A 17,716-nucleotide genomic window follows, 5' to 3' on the forward strand; every position below is an offset into this window, starting at 1 on the left:
GATTTGAACTCCGCCGCATACCTCTTGCGCGTAACCTTGCCCATAAAACCCGTCCTCTCTCAGGTCGGATTATAGCTTAGACACCTGTCCGAAAAACGGGGTCCACCTCTGTCATTCGTATTGGCGTCGTCCGCCACATTGGCGAACAGCTGGCTAGGGTAGATGAAATAGCCCTTGGTCTTGATAGCGTCGTCCTTAACGTCATCAGTGATGACGTCATCAGATAAAGCCGCATAGTCGATGCTCTCGTCATCCGCCTCGATATATGCGGCGAAATTCTCGCTGATGAACCGATAGAAGAGCGTGCCAAGGACATACTGTTTGAAGTCCCAGCCATCAACCGAGCCACGCACATCGTTCGCGATGTCCCAGATTTTCCGTTGTAGCGCTGCGCGTTGTTCTTGGCCGGTCATCTCTTTTTGTCCTTCTTCGGATTGGCTTCATGCTCGATCCAGTCCTCAATATCCACGCGCCGAAACCGCCACGTGCCGCCAACCCTGAATCCGGGCAGCTTGCCGTCGGCCTCAAGACGGTAAGTGGTTTTCCTGTTGATCCTGGAGACAGCTTCTTCAATCTCAACGGGATTCATGCGTAAAATTCCATACGTTCGAAAAACAGATCATACACCTCATGCGCCACCGGACACCTCTAGGAAGAGGCGGACCAGAGGTGCGTTGATATAACAATTGCTCCGTCCTGAGCGGTGCTTGGACAGCAGACCTTTCTCCGACAGCTGATCGAGATATTTCCCTGCCGTCTGACGCGCGATACTCAGGTCCGACTGGACATACTCGATTTTCGTGTAAGGGTGCCGGAACAGGTTGTTCAGCAGCTCCTGGCTGTAAATCTTGGGCAGTTCCGTGCGCATCCGCTGCTTCATGGTGGCCATCTGCGCCCGCATGCCTTCAATCAGCTCCAGAGTGATCCTGGATGTCTCGGCCACGGCACGCAGCATGTAGAGGATCCACGCTTCCCATGCGCCTTCATCCCGCACCTTCTGCAACAGACGATAATATTCATCCTTGTGCCGTGTGATGTAGCGCGACAGGTAGAGGATCGGGATATCCAGAAGACCGGTCCGGGTCAGATACAATACATTCAGAATCCGCCCGACACGGCCATTCCCATCGGGGAAAGGATGGATGCTCTCAAACTGATGGTGGATCAGGGCCATCTTGATGAGTGGATCCAGATCACAGAGCCCGTCATCATTCACGAACCGCTCCAGATCCGACATATGCCGGATAATCTCCCGCCCATCCTGCGGCGGCACAAAGACTACTTCCCCCGTGCGCTCGTTCTTCAGGGCCGTTCCCGGAGTGTTTCGAAACCCGTCTCCCCGCTTCTTGAGCATCTGGAAAATCGCGATCAGCCCCTTGTTCAGGATCAGTCCGTCGGTTTCCTTCAGCTGCTGAAACCCACGATGAAGGGCATCGCGATACAGGGCGACTTCCTTGGCCGCCACTGAATCCGGTCCATCGGGAAACAGATCGGCCTGAAAAAGCTCATCCTGGGTGGTGACGATATTCTCGATTTCCGAAGACGCCTTGGCTTCCTGCAAAGCCAGCGTATCAATCAGGATCCCCTGATTGGGAATGGTTGCCGCCCGCCCCTTCAGTTCAGCCAGGGCTTTATTGGCCTCGACCAACGCCCTGAGAACCGGAACTGTTTCTATCTCCGCCTGAGGCGGCAAAGACCGAATAGGGTAGGTTGGCGTTAACATGACATCCTGATGTGGTAGCGATATGCGGTTTTTCTAACACGTCAGAATGATCCGTCAAAGAAATCCGGTTTCTTTGACATGTCATATTTTGCTGTCGGCTTTTATCTCCTGAAAACTATTCCTGCTCTGCCGGAACAGTGATGACACAGGATTTCTGAGTTTTTTCCTGACCCGATACCGCTTTCTGGCAGGCTGTAATCCTGTCTCTGTTGGCCTCAACCCACTGGCTGACCTCACGTACACGTTGCCAGCCTTCAGGATTGCTGACTGCCATCATCATGGCCCCAGAGTTCCAGCGATCTTTCTCCCCGACAATAAAGGAGGCCACCCGCGTCCCGATAGAAGAAGGCAGGAGATACGCCAGCACAGGCGATAACCCGATCCCTACAACAAGACAGGCAAGACCCACCCCTAACAGCCACCAGTTCTGACGATCCTGCTGACGGGACTGACCAATGATATTGGCAAGAACCCGACGTTCCCCCTGAACCTCACCGATCGCTTTCTGAAACGCTGCCTGCATCTCCTGACTGGCAGAAATCCCGGCCTGACGAATCCCTTGCCCATACGCCTGGGGCGTCATCTTCAGCGTCGGATTGGCCTCAATCGCCTCCATTCGTGCACCGACTGCATTCATAGCCTTCACGACACGGGCCAGATCCTCTGTGTAATCCGGAGGCCGATTGTCCCGCCATGCCTGCGGCAACGCTTCCACGCTGCGCCGGAGTACCGTCATTTCAGCGCACAGATCCTCGAACGCGCGCGCTGCCGGATCTGTCTCGGACATCAGATATTCTCCCACGGATTGAGAACCCGCACACCAGCCTCACGACCGATGGACGCCAGAAACGATCCCAGCCGAACGGCCGCTTCTTTTTTCTGCATGTCCTCTCCAGTAACCACGCCGAAATCAGACAACCCGTTCCAGCCCCAGATGTGTCACGAACGGATCAAAGTCCCGGTCACTGTAAAGAAGCCGATATCCGCTTACGATGCACCGTGTGGCAATCAGGGTATCAATGGTTTTCCGGATGGTGATGCCTCTGGCACGCAGGTCACGGAAATATCGTGCCGCCTCGATCATGACATCACGCCCCCCGATCTCGACCAGATCCAGAGCGCCAAGCAGTCTCCGCGCCTTGTTGAAATCCCGTTCGCTCGCAAACCCCTGAAGAACTTCCGTCATCATCAGATCCCCAATGGCGACCAGTTCCTCTCCCAGCAACCGGTCCAGAGCATCAACCTGTGGCGTCACCGTACCCCTGAAAAAATCGATCCAGACCGATGAATCGACCAGAATCATGCGTCGGAACGCATGGCGTCGAGATCACCCCGCCACTCCAGCCTGCCCTTCATGGAACGCAGCTGCCGCTGCTGATTCAACTTGATCAGCGTCCGCAATCCGAGTTCGACGGCTTCTTTCTTGGTTTTGACGCCAGACGCCTTCAGCGCATCTGTCATGAGGGTATCGTCAATAATGATGTTGGTTCGCATAATGTGTATCTCCAGTGAAAATTATACACATCAACATCTCCTCTCTCAAGCAGATTACATCCCCATATCCATACCGCGCGACCTGGAGCGCGACAGGGACTGCTCCCGCTGATGGGGATGCAGCCCGTGATCGAGCGTCGATCCCTTCCTAATACCCAGCTCGCGGCTTTTCTCCCGCAGGATGGACTCAAGCTGCGCATCCCGCTTCAGCTCTTTCAGCGCCACCCCCTGCTGCTCGCGGCTTAGCCCGTCCCACGTCTTCACAAACCGCGCCGCCCGCAATTCCGGACTCTTCCGCACCCTGTCCTCATGCTCCAGCCCCTCGACTAGTTTGCGCGCCCGTGCCGGACCTTCCAGACCATACAGCGCCTGCCGGATCTCCGGCTGATGCTTCAGCGCCGCCCGCAGATCCGCCTCACCGCCACGCCGGACCCGTTCCAGATCCCGACCGGCTTCAAAAAGCGCCTTCTTCTGATGCTCCAGCACCGGCAGCTCCTGGCGCACCATGCGCTCGGCATCCACCCAGGCCCGCGCATACCGCTCCACCGCCTGCTGAAGCGGGTCACTCCCCGGTACAAACCCATCCAGCCCGGCCGGCACCTGCTCACGCTGCACACGGGGCAGCCTTAAACCCACAAAGGGAGAGACAGGAGCCTCACGCTCAACCCCACTTTCTCCCTTCCCGACCCCGGCATCCATCCCGGCCGACACGTCTTTTTCCGCCGTGCGACGCCCCGGCCGCACGGACAGGTCCAGTCCATCGAAGATCCCGCGTTTTTGCTGTGCCAACGCAGGCTCTGGCATAGGTACACCTTCGGCCTGCCTGTCCTGCCGGGGGCCAGAGGCGGCCTTCTCACGCTCCACCACGATCTCGCTCTCGGGGACATGCAGTCCGCGCCGCCGCGTGAACCCGGTATCCCGATCCCGGACATGCGGATAATCCAGCGTGGTGTCCTTCAGCCGCTCGCGTGACAGCCGCCGCACCAGCCCGTCCCGGTCGCCCACATCATCCCGGCCCCAATGGACGGACACGCTCTCCCGATGCCGCGATAGCGCCACATAGGCCCCGTGCCGATCCATGCTCCCCGTCGCCAGCACATGCGCCCGATCCACCGTCACACCCTGCGATTTGTGGATGGTGGCCGCATAGCCATGATCCAGCGCGTCATAATCCGCCACCGACACGGACACGACCCGGCCAGTCCCGGTCCCACCTGGCCCGTCGAGCTGCACCGACAGTGCCAGATCCCCGGCCTCGGCCGATCCCACGATACCCCGCACCGTGCCCAGCGTGCCGTTCTTTACCCCCAACTCCCGGTCATTGCGCAGGAAGTAGACCCGCTCCCCGTCCGCAAACACCCGCTCGCCCTGGGCGGTTGGCACCAGCACGTCGTCACCCAGTTCACCCGCCTCCCGCCGGATGGCGCGTGCCGCCTCGTTCAGTGCCCGCACATCGACACGCCGATGCGCCAGCATGATCTGGCTTTCTTCTGGCGCAGCCTGACGGGCTTCCTCCCACCCGGCCACGACCCCGGCCCGCGCCTCTTCCAGCGTGTCATGCCCGCGCACCAGGCCAGCCGCCTCATAGCGTCCCAGCGCCTGCTCTGTCCGCCCGGTCGCAAGCTCCTTCGCGGCCGCCTGCTGCCAGTCTTCATGCTGCCGGCGCACGGCTGTGATTTCCACCGACCCAACCCGCTCGGCCACCACCCGGAACGCGCCACCCGCCTCGATCGCCTGCAACTGCTCGGGATCACCCACCAGCACCACCTTGGCCCCGGCTTCGCGGGCGACAGACAGAACCCGCTCCATCTGCCGTGACCCCACCATGCCGGCCTCGTCCACCACCAGCACGTCCCCGCGCTCCAGTAGGTCGAACCCACGCGCCCACGCCCGCTCCAGAGACGCCAGCGTCCGGCTCTCAATCCCGGATCCCGCTTCCAGCCCTTCCGCCGCGATCCCCGACAGCGCCGCCCCGCGCACCCGGTACCCGGCCTCTTCCCATGCCGCGCGGGCCACACCCAGCATGGTGCTCTTCCCCGTCCCGGCATACCCGACCACCACGGACAGGTCGCGGGACTTCGTGACCTCGCCCACCGCCAGTGCCTGCTCCTCCCCAAGACCGGAATGCTGCATCGCTGCCCGACGCACCGCCAGCGGCACCGCATGCCCCTGAGACTGCCCCATCGCGAGCGACGCTTCTTCCAGACGCTGCTCGACCCCGATCATCGTGCGCGTGGAGAACCGCTCCCGCCCGTGCCCGTCTTTCCCGAGTGCCACCAGCTCCGGACATGCCTTCACCCGAACCATGACGGCCGTAAACTGTTCAGCATCCACCGTCTGCCGGTCCACGAACCGCGCCAGATCCTGCCGGGTAAACGTGCTCTGCTGCCGGGTCAGCGCCGCCAGCGCCACATGCGGCTCGGCCAGCAACCTTTCCCCATTGCGTCGCGCGATCTCCAGATGATCAGCGACCCGTTCCGCATCCTCGCCCCGCTCTTCCCGGCGCATCCCGGCCGGACCGATTTTGTTCTGCGGCTCAAGGTCGATCCCCTGTGCCGCGAACGACCGATGGTCGATCCGCACGTCCATATCCAGTTCGGCCAGCCGTTCATTGGCAAGTGACGCCCATCGCTCCCGCCATGTCAGCAGGAGGTCTTTGTCATTCCACGACCGCTCTTTTGCACCAAAGCCGTTCTCATCCACAGACCGCGTGGACAGCATCACATGGGCATGAGGCTTCGCCTGTCCGTCTTCGCCGATGTCCCAATGCATAGTGAGGTCGGCCACCATGCCGCGTTCCACGAACTGCTCCCGCACAAAATCCCGTGTCAGCTCGATCCCCTGCGCCTGGGTCATTTCGCGCGGGAGTGCAAACTCCACCTCACGGGCAAGCTGGGCATCCTTGCGTTTCTCGATCGCCTCGATCTCATTCCATAGGGTCGCACGGTCGAGAAACCGTTCCGGCGCGCAATCGGGCAGCAGGATCTCGGAATGCACCACGCCGCTCTTGTTGGAAAAATCATGGTCGCGATCCAGCCGCACATCATGCAGGCGGGACGCCGCGCGATAGGCCGCCGCTGCCACGGCGCTCCGGCCGGTGGCGCGGCTGATGACCTTTGCATGCAGATGATAGATCGCCATGAACGCGATCCTATCACGCCACTTAAGCGCACGTCACGCAGTGACGTATAAGCGCGCACTCAAATTTTACTGCGGCGCAAGAGTTGATTGCTCTGGATGAGTGACGCGGTTCTCAGCTGTGTGATAGAGTCTGGAACAAATAAGCAGGACAGGGGACAAAAATGCGCAAACCACGGGACATTGATGCGGAACTGAAGGCGCTTCAGGAAAAGGCGAAGCAGCTTAAGGCACAACGGACCATCCAGCTCGGCGAACTGGTCGAGGCGACGGGAGCTGATACCCTGTCGATCGAGACGCTGGCCGGGGTACTACTTGCGGCTGTCGAACAAGCGGACGGCAAACCCGAAGCCGTCGCGAGGTGGACCGAACGGGGAACAGCGTTCTTTCAGGGAGGCGGAAAAAAGGGCAGCCGGAAAGGAACCTGAGACGATCAGAGCGGAGCTTCTGGTGCTTGAAAGACAGATCAGGAAGCAGGCGGCCCTGATCCATCGCCATCAGGCACGAAAGGCACGCACTGACATGCGCGACTGGGCGAAAGCGCGACGGGAACGCACCCATCATCTGATCGAACTGGGAGGCCTAGTCCAGAAGGCAGGACTGGTCGATCTGACCGATGATGACCGTGCCACCCTGCTCGGGGCCTTCCTGGATATTGCAGGACAGCTTCAGGGCGGCAATGAGACCACTCCGGTTGATCTGAAAACGCGCTGGAGGCGCGCGGGGCTTCATGCTTTCGATGCAGACCGGGAACATGACTGATTGCGAAACACGATCATCCGAAACGGATAGACTGTAATCTCGGTCACAGAACAATTTGACGGCCTGGAAATTGACCACCACAAACACTTCAAGAGGATACCTAATGGCTCCAGAATACCCTTCTCCAGAATGGTTTTCTGATAAGATCAATCGTCATCAATGGATGTGGAATCTGAATGCCCGGTTCGTTTCACGGGCGGCAAAGCGTATGACCGATACGGATGCTTTGATCTTGCTCAATGAGGCGGTCAATCTGGAAATAGCGGAAACGGCTGCCAATCTTCTGCAGGACGGTGTGCCAGAAAAAATCGTCGCTGATTTCGTTATGGCTTACAGTCAGACACAACGAGCAGAATTGCTGGATAATGTCTGCGATTACGCATGGCGGACTTCTGCTCCTGTCGCTGCCACGAAACACGAGGTGATGAAGACATGACCATGACGGATCTTTCCGACGGACGGGCTGCCAAAAGGGCCGCAATCCGCAAGGCATGCAACAGCACGAAACCCACTGTCCCGGCCGATCAGGTTCTTGCTCTTCTGGATGCCGATCTGACCCGGATTCAGGCGGCCATTGACGCCCTTCCTACCCCTCGTCCCACGGATTGATGAGGGTGAGACCGCAGTTGAGGAAATCGCGTGTGTTCCGTGTCGCAAGGGATGCGCCACGGGACTGCGTGATGGCCGCGATCTGTGCATCAAACTGACTGATGGGTTCTCCGGCCTGCCGGCGTCGGGAAGCGATCTCAGCATAAACACGGGCCGCCTCTCCGTCGAAAGGCAGGATACGTCCGGAGAAATCCTCTTCGAACATGGCACGGGCGGCCGCGATCAGCAGATCCCGCCGTCGTCCTTCCGGCAGCAGCGCCAGCCCATACAGGATCTCGGCCTGGGTAATGGCCGTAATGAAGAGGGTCATCATGGATTGACGGGACATCCAGGCCAGCACCGCCCCGTCAGGCCCGGAGCGCATCAGTTCGGAGAGGATGTTGGTGTCGAGAACGATCACGACCCGAAATCCACGTCCCTGATGGCCTCACGGGATACCGCAGGCAGATCTACCCCGCCCAGCCTGGCAAAACGCTGGTGGATGGCCTGACCGGCATCTACCCCCTGAGAGACTTCAGCGGCAAGAGCCGAGCGCAGGATATCGCGCACCTCTTCTTCCATAGAACGCCCATGCTGGGCTGCGCGCAGACGAAGCCGCTGCTTGAGACTATCGTCAATATTGCGGATGGTCATCACGGCCATGGAAACCTCATGAAAGCAATGACAGCATTGTAGTCATTGACTTCGCAGTTTGCAATCATCAGGTCGGATTGGAGTATTTGGGGGAAGAAACGAAATCCCACACCAAGCTGAAAACGGAAGCGCAGATCCAAACTGACCTGAAAATCCAGACGGAAACAGAACGCGGGAACGATCTCTCATTCCCGCGCTGAAGTTTACCAGTAATATTCGTGGGGCCGCCGGGTTCCGGTATACGGAAAGACCGCCTCGACAGGATCAAGGTCGCCCTTGATGATCAGGCGGGCAACATGCCTGTCATGATGACGGGCAGGACGGATATCGTGCAGATGGCTGTACCAGTTTGGAGATTCAGAGGCTTCACGTGAGCCTCCATAGCCACAGCGATCCGACCGGTTGGCCCAGCGATGATCTCGGCCGTGTTTGCGGCTGTGATGATAGGTGCGAGACATGGGGAGCTTTCCCTCCATGACGCGCGGAGTGATTTCCGAGCGTATCTACATCGCCCGATCTCCTCTGTTCTGGTCGGAATACGCTTTACCGCGCCTGTGCGATATCGGTTTCCAGCAGGGACGCTGGCAGGCGCATGTTGAGGGCTGCCGCCTTGGGTTCGATTTCAAAGCGCGTGGGCTTGAAACCGGACAGGTCATACCGGGTCAGATCGGCGGTCGCGACAAAATCCTCGACCGCTTCGTCACTGTGCAGCGAGGGCATGGACCTGTTTTTGCTGCTCATAGTGGTCGATCTCCTTCAGACGGCTTCGATAGGACCTGGATAAGCCTTTACCAGCGGATCATGGGTCAGCAGAAGCACTCCTTCCACCATGGCCTGAGCTACCAGGATACGGTCAAAAGGATCCCGATGCACATCTGGCAGTTGTCCCACTGCCAAAGCGTGCTGGCTGGTGATCGGCAACTCCTCATAACTGTTTTCGATCAGACCGCGTCGCAGCAGATGAGGATCAACCTGGAAGTCTGCCCGTCCCAGCCCGGTCTTAATGGTGATTTCCCAGAGACTGGCCGCACTGAAGACCAGAACATTGTCCGGATCTTCCATCAGGGTTCTCGCCCGTGCTGACAGCTTATCAGGCTCTCCGGCCGCCCAGAGCAGCAGATGGGTATCCAGAAGAAGCCTCATGCCGGACCGTCGAACAGAGACACAATGTCATCCTGTCCCATGCGATCAAAATCTTCGGGCACCCGGATTTTTCCAGCAAGAAACCCCAGACGCCGTTGCTGTAACTCTTCAGGAGCCGTAATCGGACTGACCCGCACCATCGGCCGGCCGGCTTTGGCAATGATGAAGCTTTCCCCTTTCATGGCGGCGTCAATCAGCCGGGACAGATGGGTCTTGGCTTCGTGAATGTTGACTGTGCGCATGGCGAAAGCCTCCTGAGTTTACTCAAAAAGACTTAGTCATATTAGTCTGGTCCATCAAGGCAAATGTCGCCAGGACCACCTCAGGAAACGAAAAAAGCATACTCATCGCGTTCCTCGCCTGCCGTCATCCCCTTTCGGCTACAACATTGGCGGCTAGGAATGCCGCATAGCCCTGTTCGTCCATCTGACCTGCTGCCAGCGCGAGAACCGCATTCGCAGCATCTTCCTGGGTTGCCGTGAAACGATAGCCGTTCAGTTCCAGAAACAGCACGCCGAGCACAAAACCCGTACGTTTGTTCCCATCGATGAAGGGATGGTTTTTGACGATACCCGCCGTATAGACGGCCGCCAGATACACTGGATCCAGCGGATCCGCATAGGCCGCATGCTGGTGTGGTCGGGCAAGCGCGGATTTCAGAAGACCAGCCTCCCGTACGCCGGAAGCGCCACCATGCAGCCCCAACAGCCGGTCATGCAGGATCAGGGCTTCGCGTTCGTCTATCCAGACGAAGACTGTCATTGGGCCAGAACATGCAGCGTATCACGATAACGCCGCATAATATCCTCAGCCTTCGCCATTTTTGTTTCGAAGTCAGGATCATAGGGTACGAGCCGATATCCGCCGTCTGGTGCTTCGGTCAGATACAGGGGCGCGCCGTCCTGGGTGTTCAGCCGTGAGATCACTTCTTTGGGCAGCACCACCCCGAGTGAGTTTCCGAATTTTCGCACTTTCAGCTGGACCATAGTGAATCCCTCCTAATGTTATTACCAATGTAATAACCTTTTGCGGTTTCAGCAACCACCATGCTCACCGGCCTGTCTAGCTCACAGTGGTCAGCCGTCTTTCTTACGCGACGTTTCTGGGCCGACCGCCTTTAGCACCATTCCGACGTGCGGCTGCCGCCTTTGCAGGACTGGCGGACGATCCGCCCACACGTCCCATTTGTGCCGCCATCCAGCTTCTGGAACCGTAGATACCGTGGATCAGACCTTCGACCAGAACATCAGCATCAAGACGGGGCCAGTGAAGGCCATTCCCCAGCGGGGTGATCTCGATCTCGGCCAGATCATTCAGTGAAGCGTCGTGCAAATCCTGTAGCAGATCCACAGGCACGCTCATTTCAACACCGTTGGAAAACGTGACATGAAGAGCGCGGCGCGCACGGATCAACCGTGCGGAGACCGCATGAGGAACTGTCGCTCTATGAAGCGCGTCTGCTTCACGAGCGGCCTGATATTTCATGTCATTCGCCATGTATCTTCTCCCATGCTTCCGCCAGCATCTCAGCGTGGTCCTGCACGATGACAAGGGCTTCCTGTATAACCTTATCCTTCATGCCACCTGCCCGTATCAGGCGGGCTTTCCTGCCAATTTCAATCACCGCTTCTCCATCCGCGCTTATGACGTGAACGTGCATTGGCACATGATCTGCCGTGTAAATCACGACACGAAATCCATTGATGCGTAGAAGCGTCGGCATAATGCACCATATCCCTAACGCTTGGGTTTTTCAATCAGAACCATCCCGCTGAAAGTCAGGAGGAGGATATCTGGACGGACGAACAGGAAATGACCAGCCTATCAATCCCCGGCAAGGCCCGCAGAGCGCCCTGGGAGGCCGCACAAAGCGCAATTCCCGTTACTGCCCACCAAACCAGCCACCACACACGGGAACGCCTGTACGGCCATCCTGTGGCGTCTGACGGGTATGCTGCAACACGTGAGCTGCTGAATGATCGCCTGAACACCGGTGCGTCTTGAGCAGATTACGGTCTTGCCCGGTTCTTCTGGTGTTGCAGGCGTTGGGCGAGCACGGAGCGGGAGCCCCGTAGGGCGCCGAAGGCGCTGACGCGGGAGAGGAAGGTGCTGGTGGAGAGACGATGCGGGAATGCATCGTCAGATTATGATTTTGCGCCGTAGGCATGTCCGTTTAGCGCAGCCCTGGAAGGGCGAGCAGGGGGATGCCGGGTGGGAGATCGGGGCGGCCGTAGGCCGCGAGCCGGCGGAGGCGTAGCCCCCAAGAGGCGGTGCTTGGGTTCAATTTGGCTGAAAATTACAGAGAATGAAAAGTTATCCACAGGCTTAGAGTGTTAATTTATGTGTTAAAAGTAGTGTTATGGGTTTTCCACAAAAACGTAACTGACTGAAAATAAAATACAAAAACAATGTTTTGGGGCAGCTTGCGTCAACGAAACCCCGAATCTAGTGACTCCAGAACCCCGAATCTGCGTCAACGAAACCCCGAATCTAGCTCTTGCGTCAATGAAACCCCGAACCTAAACTGATCGTCAATGAAACCCCGAATCAAAGCAACCCGTCAACGAAACCCCGAACTGGCAATTACCGTCAGTGAAACCCCGAATGTTGATGGACGTTCCGTTCTACTTCCGGAACGATATCCGACACCAGATCTTTTTATTTGTGATGTCCTTGATGCCATCCCCAAAGATGATATGGCCTCGATGGAACATCCAATTTTCTCGCTTGCCACTAAACCTGATCGACGCATTTTCCGATATGAGCACAATGGCAATACAGTTGAGATCGTTCCGAGCGTCAAAGGGCTCGCGACGATCCATGACAAGGATATCCTTATCTATTGCATTTCGCAGCTTATCGCGAAAATGAATCAAGGTGAGCGGCCAAATCGAACTCTCCACCTTACCGCACGCGATTTATTGGTGTGGACCAACCGTCAAACCGATGGTGATGGCTATAAGCGGCTTCGGAGCGCATTTGAGCGCTTAGCAGGCACACGGATCACCACCAACATCAAAGCTGATGGAGAAGAAATCACCGAAGGCTTTGGCCTTATCAATGAATGGCGAATTATCCGTAAGACCAATTCCGGACAAATGTCCGAAATTAAGGTAACGCTATCCGAATGGCTATTCAGAATGATCGAAGGCCGAAGTGTACTGACATTACATCGCGATTATTTCCGTTTACGCAAACCACTTGAACGAAGAATATACGAACTTGCACGCAAGCATTGTGGCGCTCAGGAAAAATGGGTTGTTTCTATAGAAATTTTACAGAAAAAAACTGGGGCCAGTAGCCATATTCGCGTATTTCGCTCAATGCTCCGTGACTTGGCAATCAATAACCACTTGCCTGATTATGCTGTCGAAATAAACAGCAACACAGTTACTTTCCGTAATCGGGAAACGATGGACACCGTCAAGGTAATAGAGCCAAAACTCCAGAAACCATTTGTCGATCCCGAGGGTTTCCATGACGCTAGAGGAGTTGCTCCAGGATATGATGTCTACGCACTCTATGATGAATGGGCGTCATGGTGGAATGATAGTGGACAACCAGAGTTGCAAAACCCCAGTGCCGCATTTGTTGGATTCTGCCGCAACCGACACAAACGCAACCCTATACGCTAGACACAGCCTACGTGTATAATTGTATACGTGTATAAATGTATACTTAGCCGCTAACGATCCGGCTTCGTCCTTTCTTCACAAACAGATCGTCCAGTGCTTCTCCAAGCAAACCCTGAACCGTCGTTCCCTCTTCGGCCGCGATAATACGAAGCTGGGTGCTGACTTCAGGAGAAAAATGCCCACCGATCAACTTGGTCCCCTTCCGACCATTCAGCGTAGGTTTACGGAATGATATATCTGGCTTCAGGGAAGGGGCTGCCATTGCCTCACCACTACCTTTGGCGCGATCAAGCATCGCTTGTAGCGTATTGCTTTTCGCCATCACACTACCTCCCGATTTTTGTATAATTGTCTATCTGTATACTCGTATAAACGCTTGATTTCGTTTGCTGCTGGCCCATGTGCTTCGAATTCCTGCACAGCCTGTCCCGCCGCCTGTGCACGGAAAAATGCCTTGCGGTTTCCTACTGTCACCGGACAGACCGTTGCCCCCAATTCGGTCACGGCCTTAATGGCATCCCCTGTCTCCTGCCCTTGGGGGGGCACAAAAGTTAAAACGACAGCAAACGCTTTACCGAGCTGACGAACCACATCCAATGTGTGTGTCATACTCATTGTATCGAACACGGCCGTCTTCGTCGGAATGAGAACGAAGTCAGCATGCCGCGCCGCTTCATAAGCTACATCACGCGCAACAGCAGCTCCGTCGATAATCACAAGATCAGTACCCGCATCCGCGCAGGCTTTGAGCATTGCAGGCAAACGTATCGGCTGAATTGAAGCCACAGCCGGTGTATCGAGCTGGCGTACGTCTTTCCAGAAAGAGGCTGTCGCCTGTGGGTCCAAATCAATAATAGCAACAACCTTACCCGCTTGCTCAGCCGCGACCGCGAGACAGGTTGCAAGCGTCGTTTTTCCGACACCGCCCTTCTGCGAAAGAACAGCAAGAACCTTCATGCTACACCTCTACTCGTATAATCTTATACCTGTATACACTTTCTACGAGGGAAGAGAAGGCCTCATCTTATCTCTCTGCACAATGGCAGCAACAGTGTTCTTGCTGATTCCTAGATCGCGGGCGATCCATCGATAACTCCGCTTTTCAGCCACCAACGCCAGAACCTTCGGAGCCAGACGGTCAGACTTCGGCCGCTCTCCTTTCTGTCGGCCGAGAACCTTCCCGCGCGCCCTGGCGGCGGCCAGACCGGACTTCACCCGCTCGCTGATCAGATCCCGCTCGAACTCTGCAATCCCGGCCAGAACCGTCGCCAGCATCCGTCCATGTGGTGTTGCCAGATCGAACGTCATCCCCGTTATGGCGATCAGGGAAACACGATAGCTCTCCAGCTCCTGAAGCGTGGAGATGAGATCAATGGTCGAACGCCCCCAGCGGGACAGCTCCGTCACCAGAATGGCGTCAATTTTACGGGCCTGGGCCAGTGCCATGACCTTTCGACGCTCGGCCCGATCCACCCGGACGCCAGATCCTGTCTCCATGAAGATGCCAGACACTTCATAGCCCGCGCGTTCGGCAAACCGCTTCAGCTCGTCTTTCTGGCGCACGCATGACTGATCGGCCGTAGAAACCCGACAATAGATGAGCGCGCGCTGTCCCATTTGAACCCTCCTGGAAAAACCACCATGCAGCCCTTGATACACCGTGGCTCCGGATTGTCCCAATTAGACTATAGTTAAAAAACCTCCTTCCTATATGCGCAAGACAACATGAATATAAAATTTCTATATATATATTTAAGATTATTTTTTATTCTTATTTAAAAAATCTGAAAGCGGTTTAGAGCGCCTTTCAAAACCATGTTTTGAGTGCCCGGAAGCATATGAGGGAGCATGCGATCGTGATGAATGCGAGATGGATGTCGGCCCTTCGTTCGTAGCGGACGGTAAGGCGTCGGAAACGTGAGATCCAGACGAATGTGCGCTCGACGACCCAGCGATGCTTCCCGAGATGTGAACTGCTTTCGATGCCTTTTCTCGCAATGCGGTGTCTGATCCCACGGCGGGAACACGCCATACGGCAGCGTCTGTAATCATAGCCTTTGTCGGCGTGAAGCTTTCCAGGGCGCCGGCGTGGCCTCCCATTCTTCCCCTGAATGGGAGGCAGGGCATCCAGCAGAGGCTCAAGCATCCTGCTGTCATGGACATTCGCCCCAGACAGCAGAACAGTCAGCGGAATACCCTGTCGATCAGTGACGATGTGGCGCTTCGTGCCGGGTCTGCCGCGATCCGTGGGGTTCGGGCCGGTTGTTTCACCCCCCTTTTTGCCGCAATGGACGCGCTGTCCATGCAGGCCCGGCTCCAGTCCAACTGGCCGGCTTGATGCAGGCGGGTCAGTAACGCCCGATGAAGGTTGTCCCAAACTCCAGCAATTTGCCAATCCCGCAGACGCCGCCAGCACGTCACCCCGGAGCCACATTCCATCTCGTGCGGAAGCATCTCCCATGGAATGCCGGTCAGAAGAACGAACAGTATCCCCGTCAAGGCTGACCGGTCGGAAAGACGGGGGCGTCCACCTTTTGGACGTGGAGGAATAACAGGAAGGAGCGGTTCAATAATCGCCCAGAGTTCATCGGAGACAAGAGGTGGGGCCATACAGCCTCATCCCTCATTCAGGCACATAGTACAAGGGTTTTGAAAGGCACTCTAAACCTGTCTCACTATGGTCATGCTCGAATTCCGCAACAGGAAATATTTATTTAATCTATTAGTATATCTTTGGTGTATGGCGTTAAAAAGAATTTTTCCCATTCATCTGGATGAGAAGGCCTTAAATCAGATACAGAGTATCCATTTTTAGGTATCGACGTCAAAAATCCTTCTTCATTGATTTTTATATTAAAAAATTCTTCATTTTTTTCAATAAAAACAAGAATATTATTTTTAATAACACAATTTCCACCTATCTTTATGGGAGGACAATATGAGGAGTTTGCCATAAGATAATTTTTACCATCAAATGTACTTACTACGACAACATCTACAAGAATATCATTTGGAGTGTTTTCTTCTATAAATATTACTTTACAAGTATGAGGAGATATTTTTGCAGATCTATTCCATATATCCTTTATTTTTAACACTGAAGATTTATCTATGCTCGGTTTTCGATATATATTTTCTTTTAAGAAATATGATGGATTTCGATCTATTCTTGAATTAAACCAAAGCATTATGAAATTAGAAACATCTTCTATATTATCAATAGAGCAAACTTCATAAAATCCAGGTTCATTTCCAAGAACATTTAATTTTTGAACATAATAATCACCACTTGCATTACTTATAAAATCTATCAAAGAATAATTCATATTTATTTTTTCTCCATAAGAAATGCATAAAAATTCTACTTTATTTGAAGAAAATAAACAATTATGAAAAAAAGACCCCAAAAATCCAGCGCATTTGTAGTTTTTTATAATATTTATTTGTTCTGGAACAGATAGTTCTTCAGAATAGAAAATTGATACTCCAAATCTCGATAAAATATTCTCTAGTTTTTCTTCATTTTGTATTTTATGAGTGCCACTCATTAGATTTTTTCTGCTAATATATGCAAATTTATTTTCATTAGCGCTTTTGTTTTCTTTTTTAAAAAAGTGGCTAAAAATTCTATTAGTGTTTTTGTTGGCATAATTTTGTTCAGATATATAATCTGAACAAAATTCTATTTTCTTTATCTTTATAGGGAACAACGGGATAAATATATCATCAAAATCTATTTCAAGAAGATCAAGAAAATATTTGACCCACTTTATTTTAATTAAAGTCTCTTTTGAATTCTTACTCAAAAAAATTATTTTTATATTTTTTTCGTATTTTATAAAAGAATATCGCATTAACCTAGGTAATGTCTCTATTAAAAAATGACCATAATGGTCAGAAAAATATCCTCCCCAGAAAAAAGATTCAAATTCTGGGTATTCATCGTGAAAACTCAATCTTGTTTTGTATTCTTGAACATGAATATGAAGATTGTTTTCCTCTCCTGAAAATATAGCTGCCTGATTTATTAGATTACCATGGCTGTCATAAAGACCACTTTTTTTATCTATACCTATAGGACTTTGGGGTATAAACAAAACGTTATGGTAAGAATACAGTGCTGGGGGTTCAGAAAAAATTCTTTTTGATATGTCGTTTGCGAGAGCTTTTTTAAACATTTAAGGATCCACTGATTTCGGAAAACATAGGTATGATTTTTCTAAAAATATTCTATGAATAAGCCTTTTTCAAGTTACTTAGAGCGCCTTTCAAGACCATGTTTTGAGTGCTCGGAAACATATGAGCGAGCATGCGATCGTGGTGAATGCGAGATGGATGTCGGCCCTTCGTTCGTAGCGGACGGTAAGGCGTCGGAAACGTGAGATCCAGACGAATGTGCGCTCGACGACCCAGCGATGCTTCCCGAGATGTGAACTGCTTTCGATGCCTTTTCTCGCAATGCGGTGTCAGAGGTGGACCCGTCTGTTCGGACAGTTTTTGGGTTTGAATAAGCTATACCCGGTTATTGTTATGCCGCCATTCTGACGGCGTTGCTGTTGGCCCTCTGGTCCTGGGTTAA

The 17,716-nt window shown here is 54.1% G+C and carries 28 protein-coding genes and 1 pseudogene; 6 read left to right on the forward strand and 23 right to left on the reverse strand.

Going from position 1 to position 17,716, the window contains the following annotated elements; translation table 11 throughout:
- Positions 1 to 59: 59 nt before the first annotated feature.
- From HKD24_RS13780 to traA, 7 genes are all read right to left on the reverse strand, one after another.
- Complete coding sequence (locus HKD24_RS13780; protein WP_228124431.1) at positions 60 to 413, reverse strand: type I restriction-modification system subunit M N-terminal domain-containing protein; 354 nt, start codon at positions 411 to 413, stop codon at positions 60 to 62.
- A complete protein-coding gene (locus HKD24_RS15620) occupies positions 410 to 589 on the reverse strand; it encodes a helix-turn-helix domain-containing protein (RefSeq protein ID WP_194260787.1) in 180 nt (59 codons plus the stop codon). Before HKD24_RS15620 ends, HKD24_RS13780 begins: the two co-directional genes overlap by 4 nt.
- Before the next feature lie 39 nt (positions 590 to 628).
- Complete coding sequence (locus tag HKD24_RS13790) at positions 629 to 1,723, reverse strand: Fic family protein (protein WP_194260788.1); 1,095 nt, start codon at positions 1,721 to 1,723, stop codon at positions 629 to 631.
- A 115-nt stretch (positions 1,724 to 1,838) separates the two neighbouring features.
- Positions 1,839 to 2,510 (reverse strand): DUF6118 family protein, encoded by a 672-nt coding sequence (locus HKD24_RS13795; protein ID WP_194260789.1) that lies wholly within the window; start codon positions 2,508 to 2,510, stop codon positions 1,839 to 1,841.
- A gap of 123 nt (positions 2,511 to 2,633) precedes the next feature.
- Complete coding sequence (vapC, locus tag HKD24_RS13800) at positions 2,634 to 3,026, reverse strand: type II toxin-antitoxin system VapC family toxin (protein ID WP_048848569.1); 393 nt, start codon at positions 3,024 to 3,026, stop codon at positions 2,634 to 2,636.
- Positions 3,023 to 3,217, reverse strand: a complete 195-nt coding sequence (locus HKD24_RS13805; RefSeq protein WP_062454612.1) for a type II toxin-antitoxin system VapB family antitoxin — start codon at positions 3,215 to 3,217, stop codon at positions 3,023 to 3,025. Before HKD24_RS13805 ends, vapC begins: the two co-directional genes overlap by 4 nt.
- 54 nt (positions 3,218 to 3,271) lie before the next feature.
- Complete coding sequence (gene traA / locus HKD24_RS13810; RefSeq protein WP_194260790.1) at positions 3,272 to 6,358, reverse strand: Ti-type conjugative transfer relaxase TraA; 3,087 nt, start codon at positions 6,356 to 6,358, stop codon at positions 3,272 to 3,274.
- A gap of 161 nt (positions 6,359 to 6,519) precedes the next feature.
- Here traA and HKD24_RS13815 point away from each other — a divergent pair, with 161 nt between their 5' ends.
- The 4 genes from HKD24_RS13815 (at position 6,520) to HKD24_RS13830 (ending at position 7,726) form a co-directional block, all read left to right on the forward strand.
- Entirely contained in the window at positions 6,520 to 6,783 is a 264-nt protein-coding gene (locus tag HKD24_RS13815; RefSeq protein WP_194260791.1) for a conjugal transfer protein TraD, read from the forward strand.
- 94 nt (positions 6,784 to 6,877) lie between these two features.
- Entirely contained in the window at positions 6,878 to 7,117 is a 240-nt protein-coding gene (locus HKD24_RS13820) for a conjugal transfer protein TraD (protein ID WP_086442351.1), read from the forward strand.
- 103 nt (positions 7,118 to 7,220) lie between these two features.
- Positions 7,221 to 7,553: a hypothetical protein gene (locus HKD24_RS13825; protein WP_194260792.1), complete on the forward strand. Its 333-nt coding sequence runs from the start codon at positions 7,221 to 7,223 to the stop codon at positions 7,551 to 7,553.
- A 2-nt stretch (positions 7,554 to 7,555) separates the two neighbouring features.
- On the forward strand, positions 7,556 to 7,726 hold the full coding sequence (locus HKD24_RS13830; protein ID WP_194260807.1) for a hypothetical protein: 171 nt from the start codon (positions 7,556 to 7,558) through the stop codon (positions 7,724 to 7,726).
- Here HKD24_RS13830 and HKD24_RS13835 read toward each other — a convergent pair.
- From HKD24_RS13835 to HKD24_RS13880, 10 genes are all read right to left on the reverse strand, one after another.
- Positions 7,704 to 8,126, reverse strand: coding sequence for a type II toxin-antitoxin system VapC family toxin (locus tag HKD24_RS13835; protein ID WP_194260793.1), 423 nt, complete (start codon positions 8,124 to 8,126; stop codon positions 7,704 to 7,706). The genes HKD24_RS13830 and HKD24_RS13835 overlap by 23 nt on opposite strands.
- Positions 8,123 to 8,368 (reverse strand): FitA-like ribbon-helix-helix domain-containing protein, encoded by a 246-nt coding sequence (locus tag HKD24_RS13840; RefSeq protein WP_194260794.1) that lies wholly within the window; start codon positions 8,366 to 8,368, stop codon positions 8,123 to 8,125. The genes HKD24_RS13835 and HKD24_RS13840 overlap by 4 nt, the downstream gene beginning before the upstream one ends.
- Positions 8,369 to 8,562: 194 nt before the next feature.
- A complete protein-coding gene (locus HKD24_RS13845) occupies positions 8,563 to 8,817 on the reverse strand; it encodes a hypothetical protein (protein WP_116702808.1) in 255 nt (84 codons plus the stop codon).
- A gap of 85 nt (positions 8,818 to 8,902) precedes the next feature.
- A complete protein-coding gene (locus HKD24_RS13850) occupies positions 8,903 to 9,100 on the reverse strand; it encodes a CopG family antitoxin (protein ID WP_228124433.1) in 198 nt (65 codons plus the stop codon).
- Positions 9,101 to 9,115: 15 nt separating this feature from the next.
- Entirely contained in the window at positions 9,116 to 9,502 is a 387-nt protein-coding gene (locus HKD24_RS13855) for a type II toxin-antitoxin system VapC family toxin (RefSeq protein ID WP_194260795.1), read from the reverse strand.
- Positions 9,499 to 9,744: a type II toxin-antitoxin system Phd/YefM family antitoxin gene (locus HKD24_RS13860; protein WP_006560453.1), complete on the reverse strand. Its 246-nt coding sequence runs from the start codon at positions 9,742 to 9,744 to the stop codon at positions 9,499 to 9,501. The genes HKD24_RS13855 and HKD24_RS13860 overlap by 4 nt, the downstream gene beginning before the upstream one ends.
- A 124-nt stretch (positions 9,745 to 9,868) precedes the next feature.
- On the reverse strand, positions 9,869 to 10,264 hold the full coding sequence (locus HKD24_RS13865; RefSeq protein ID WP_194260796.1) for a type II toxin-antitoxin system death-on-curing family toxin: 396 nt from the start codon (positions 10,262 to 10,264) through the stop codon (positions 9,869 to 9,871).
- Positions 10,261 to 10,488 carry an AbrB/MazE/SpoVT family DNA-binding domain-containing protein gene (locus HKD24_RS13870; protein WP_194260797.1) on the reverse strand — a complete coding sequence of 76 codons (228 nt, stop codon included), beginning with the start codon at positions 10,486 to 10,488 and terminating at the stop codon, positions 10,261 to 10,263. The genes HKD24_RS13865 and HKD24_RS13870 overlap by 4 nt, the downstream gene beginning before the upstream one ends.
- Before the next feature lie 103 nt (positions 10,489 to 10,591).
- A complete protein-coding gene (locus HKD24_RS13875) occupies positions 10,592 to 10,999 on the reverse strand; it encodes a DUF2442 domain-containing protein (RefSeq protein ID WP_194260798.1) in 408 nt (135 codons plus the stop codon).
- Positions 10,989 to 11,225 (reverse strand): DUF4160 domain-containing protein, encoded by a 237-nt coding sequence (locus HKD24_RS13880; RefSeq protein ID WP_040133518.1) that lies wholly within the window; start codon positions 11,223 to 11,225, stop codon positions 10,989 to 10,991. Before HKD24_RS13880 ends, HKD24_RS13875 begins: the two co-directional genes overlap by 11 nt.
- Before the next feature lie 89 nt (positions 11,226 to 11,314).
- Between HKD24_RS13880 and HKD24_RS13885 the strand changes: the two genes are divergently transcribed.
- The gene (locus tag HKD24_RS13885; protein WP_194260799.1) at positions 11,315 to 11,506 is read left to right on the forward strand and encodes a hypothetical protein; all 192 of its coding nucleotides are present in this window, start codon (positions 11,315 to 11,317) and stop codon (positions 11,504 to 11,506) included.
- Positions 11,507 to 12,036: 530 nt separating this feature from the next.
- On the forward strand, positions 12,037 to 13,137 hold the full coding sequence (locus HKD24_RS13890) for a replication initiator protein A (RefSeq protein ID WP_194260800.1): 1,101 nt from the start codon (positions 12,037 to 12,039) through the stop codon (positions 13,135 to 13,137).
- A 43-nt stretch (positions 13,138 to 13,180) separates the two neighbouring features.
- On the opposite strand, the gene HKD24_RS13895 is transcribed toward HKD24_RS13890, so the two are convergent.
- The 6 genes and pseudogenes from HKD24_RS13895 to HKD24_RS13920 all read right to left on the reverse strand — a co-directional run.
- Positions 13,181 to 13,459, reverse strand: a complete 279-nt coding sequence (locus HKD24_RS13895; protein WP_228124434.1) for a ribbon-helix-helix domain-containing protein — start codon at positions 13,457 to 13,459, stop codon at positions 13,181 to 13,183.
- Positions 13,459 to 14,094: a ParA family protein gene (locus HKD24_RS13900; RefSeq protein ID WP_194260801.1), complete on the reverse strand. Its 636-nt coding sequence runs from the start codon at positions 14,092 to 14,094 to the stop codon at positions 13,459 to 13,461. The genes HKD24_RS13895 and HKD24_RS13900 overlap by 1 nt, the downstream gene beginning before the upstream one ends.
- Positions 14,095 to 14,136: 42 nt before the next feature.
- Positions 14,137 to 14,754: a recombinase family protein gene (locus HKD24_RS13905; RefSeq protein ID WP_194260802.1), complete on the reverse strand. Its 618-nt coding sequence runs from the start codon at positions 14,752 to 14,754 to the stop codon at positions 14,137 to 14,139.
- A gap of 190 nt (positions 14,755 to 14,944) precedes the next feature.
- Positions 14,945 to 15,747 (reverse strand): IS5 family transposase gene (locus HKD24_RS13910; protein WP_194260803.1). Its coding sequence is split into 2 segments (ribosomal slippage): positions 14,945 to 15,420 and positions 15,420 to 15,747, totalling 804 coding nucleotides; the frame shifts between segments, so codons are not numbered across the junction.
- Between the two features lie 104 nt (positions 15,748 to 15,851).
- Positions 15,852 to 17,315, reverse strand: coding sequence for a glycosyltransferase family 61 protein (locus tag HKD24_RS13915; RefSeq protein WP_194260804.1), 1,464 nt, complete (start codon positions 17,313 to 17,315; stop codon positions 15,852 to 15,854).
- Between the two features lie 90 nt (positions 17,316 to 17,405).
- Positions 17,406 to 17,600 (reverse strand): annotated as a pseudogene (locus tag HKD24_RS13920) (transposase); the annotation flags it as partial.
- Positions 17,601 to 17,716: the final 116 nt, after the last annotated feature.

It is taken from the genome of Gluconobacter vitians (assembly GCF_015244565.1).
GTDB lineage: Bacteria > Pseudomonadota > Alphaproteobacteria > Acetobacterales > Acetobacteraceae > Gluconobacter > Gluconobacter vitians.

Coding starts and splice junctions, on each gene's coding strand:
- HKD24_RS13780 (WP_228124431.1), bottom strand. CDS start 413: ATGACCGGCCAAGAACAACGCGCAGCGCTACAACGGAAAATCTGGGAC.
- HKD24_RS15620 (WP_194260787.1), bottom strand. CDS start 589: ATGAATCCCGTTGAGATTGAAGAAGCTGTCTCCAGGATCAACAGGAAA.
- HKD24_RS13790 (WP_194260788.1), bottom strand. CDS start 1,723: ATGTTAACGCCAACCTACCCTATTCGGTCTTTGCCGCCTCAGGCGGAG.
- HKD24_RS13795 (WP_194260789.1), bottom strand. CDS start 2,510: ATGTCCGAGACAGATCCGGCAGCGCGCGCGTTCGAGGATCTGTGCGCT.
- vapC (WP_048848569.1), bottom strand. CDS start 3,026: ATGATTCTGGTCGATTCATCGGTCTGGATCGATTTTTTCAGGGGTACG.
- HKD24_RS13805 (WP_062454612.1), bottom strand. CDS start 3,217: ATGCGAACCAACATCATTATTGACGATACCCTCATGACAGATGCGCTG.
- traA (WP_194260790.1), bottom strand. CDS start 6,358: ATGGCGATCTATCATCTGCATGCAAAGGTCATCAGCCGCGCCACCGGC.
- HKD24_RS13815 (WP_194260791.1), top strand. CDS start 6,520: ATGCGCAAACCACGGGACATTGATGCGGAACTGAAGGCGCTTCAGGAA.
- HKD24_RS13820 (WP_086442351.1), top strand. CDS start 6,878: ATGCGCGACTGGGCGAAAGCGCGACGGGAACGCACCCATCATCTGATC.
- HKD24_RS13825 (WP_194260792.1), top strand. CDS start 7,221: ATGGCTCCAGAATACCCTTCTCCAGAATGGTTTTCTGATAAGATCAAT.
- HKD24_RS13830 (WP_194260807.1), top strand. CDS start 7,556: ATGACGGATCTTTCCGACGGACGGGCTGCCAAAAGGGCCGCAATCCGC.
- HKD24_RS13840 (WP_194260794.1), bottom strand. CDS start 8,368: ATGGCCGTGATGACCATCCGCAATATTGACGATAGTCTCAAGCAGCGG.
- HKD24_RS13845 (WP_116702808.1), bottom strand. CDS start 8,817: ATGTCTCGCACCTATCATCACAGCCGCAAACACGGCCGAGATCATCGC.
- HKD24_RS13850 (WP_228124433.1), bottom strand. CDS start 9,100: ATGAGCAGCAAAAACAGGTCCATGCCCTCGCTGCACAGTGACGAAGCG.
- HKD24_RS13855 (WP_194260795.1), bottom strand. CDS start 9,502: ATGAGGCTTCTTCTGGATACCCATCTGCTGCTCTGGGCGGCCGGAGAG.
- HKD24_RS13860 (WP_006560453.1), bottom strand. CDS start 9,744: ATGCGCACAGTCAACATTCACGAAGCCAAGACCCATCTGTCCCGGCTG.
- HKD24_RS13865 (WP_194260796.1), bottom strand. CDS start 10,264: ATGACAGTCTTCGTCTGGATAGACGAACGCGAAGCCCTGATCCTGCAT.
- HKD24_RS13870 (WP_194260797.1), bottom strand. CDS start 10,488: ATGGTCCAGCTGAAAGTGCGAAAATTCGGAAACTCACTCGGGGTGGTG.
- HKD24_RS13875 (WP_194260798.1), bottom strand. CDS start 10,999: ATGGCGAATGACATGAAATATCAGGCCGCTCGTGAAGCAGACGCGCTT.
- HKD24_RS13880 (WP_040133518.1), bottom strand. CDS start 11,225: ATGCCGACGCTTCTACGCATCAATGGATTTCGTGTCGTGATTTACACG.
- HKD24_RS13885 (WP_194260799.1), top strand. CDS start 11,315: ATGACCAGCCTATCAATCCCCGGCAAGGCCCGCAGAGCGCCCTGGGAG.
- HKD24_RS13890 (WP_194260800.1), top strand. CDS start 12,037: ATGAAACCCCGAATCAAAGCAACCCGTCAACGAAACCCCGAACTGGCA.
- HKD24_RS13895 (WP_228124434.1), bottom strand. CDS start 13,459: ATGGCGAAAAGCAATACGCTACAAGCGATGCTTGATCGCGCCAAAGGT.
- HKD24_RS13900 (WP_194260801.1), bottom strand. CDS start 14,094: ATGAAGGTTCTTGCTGTTCTTTCGCAGAAGGGCGGTGTCGGAAAAACG.
- HKD24_RS13905 (WP_194260802.1), bottom strand. CDS start 14,754: ATGGGACAGCGCGCGCTCATCTATTGTCGGGTTTCTACGGCCGATCAG.
- HKD24_RS13915 (WP_194260804.1), bottom strand. CDS start 17,315: ATGTTTAAAAAAGCTCTCGCAAACGACATATCAAAAAGAATTTTTTCT.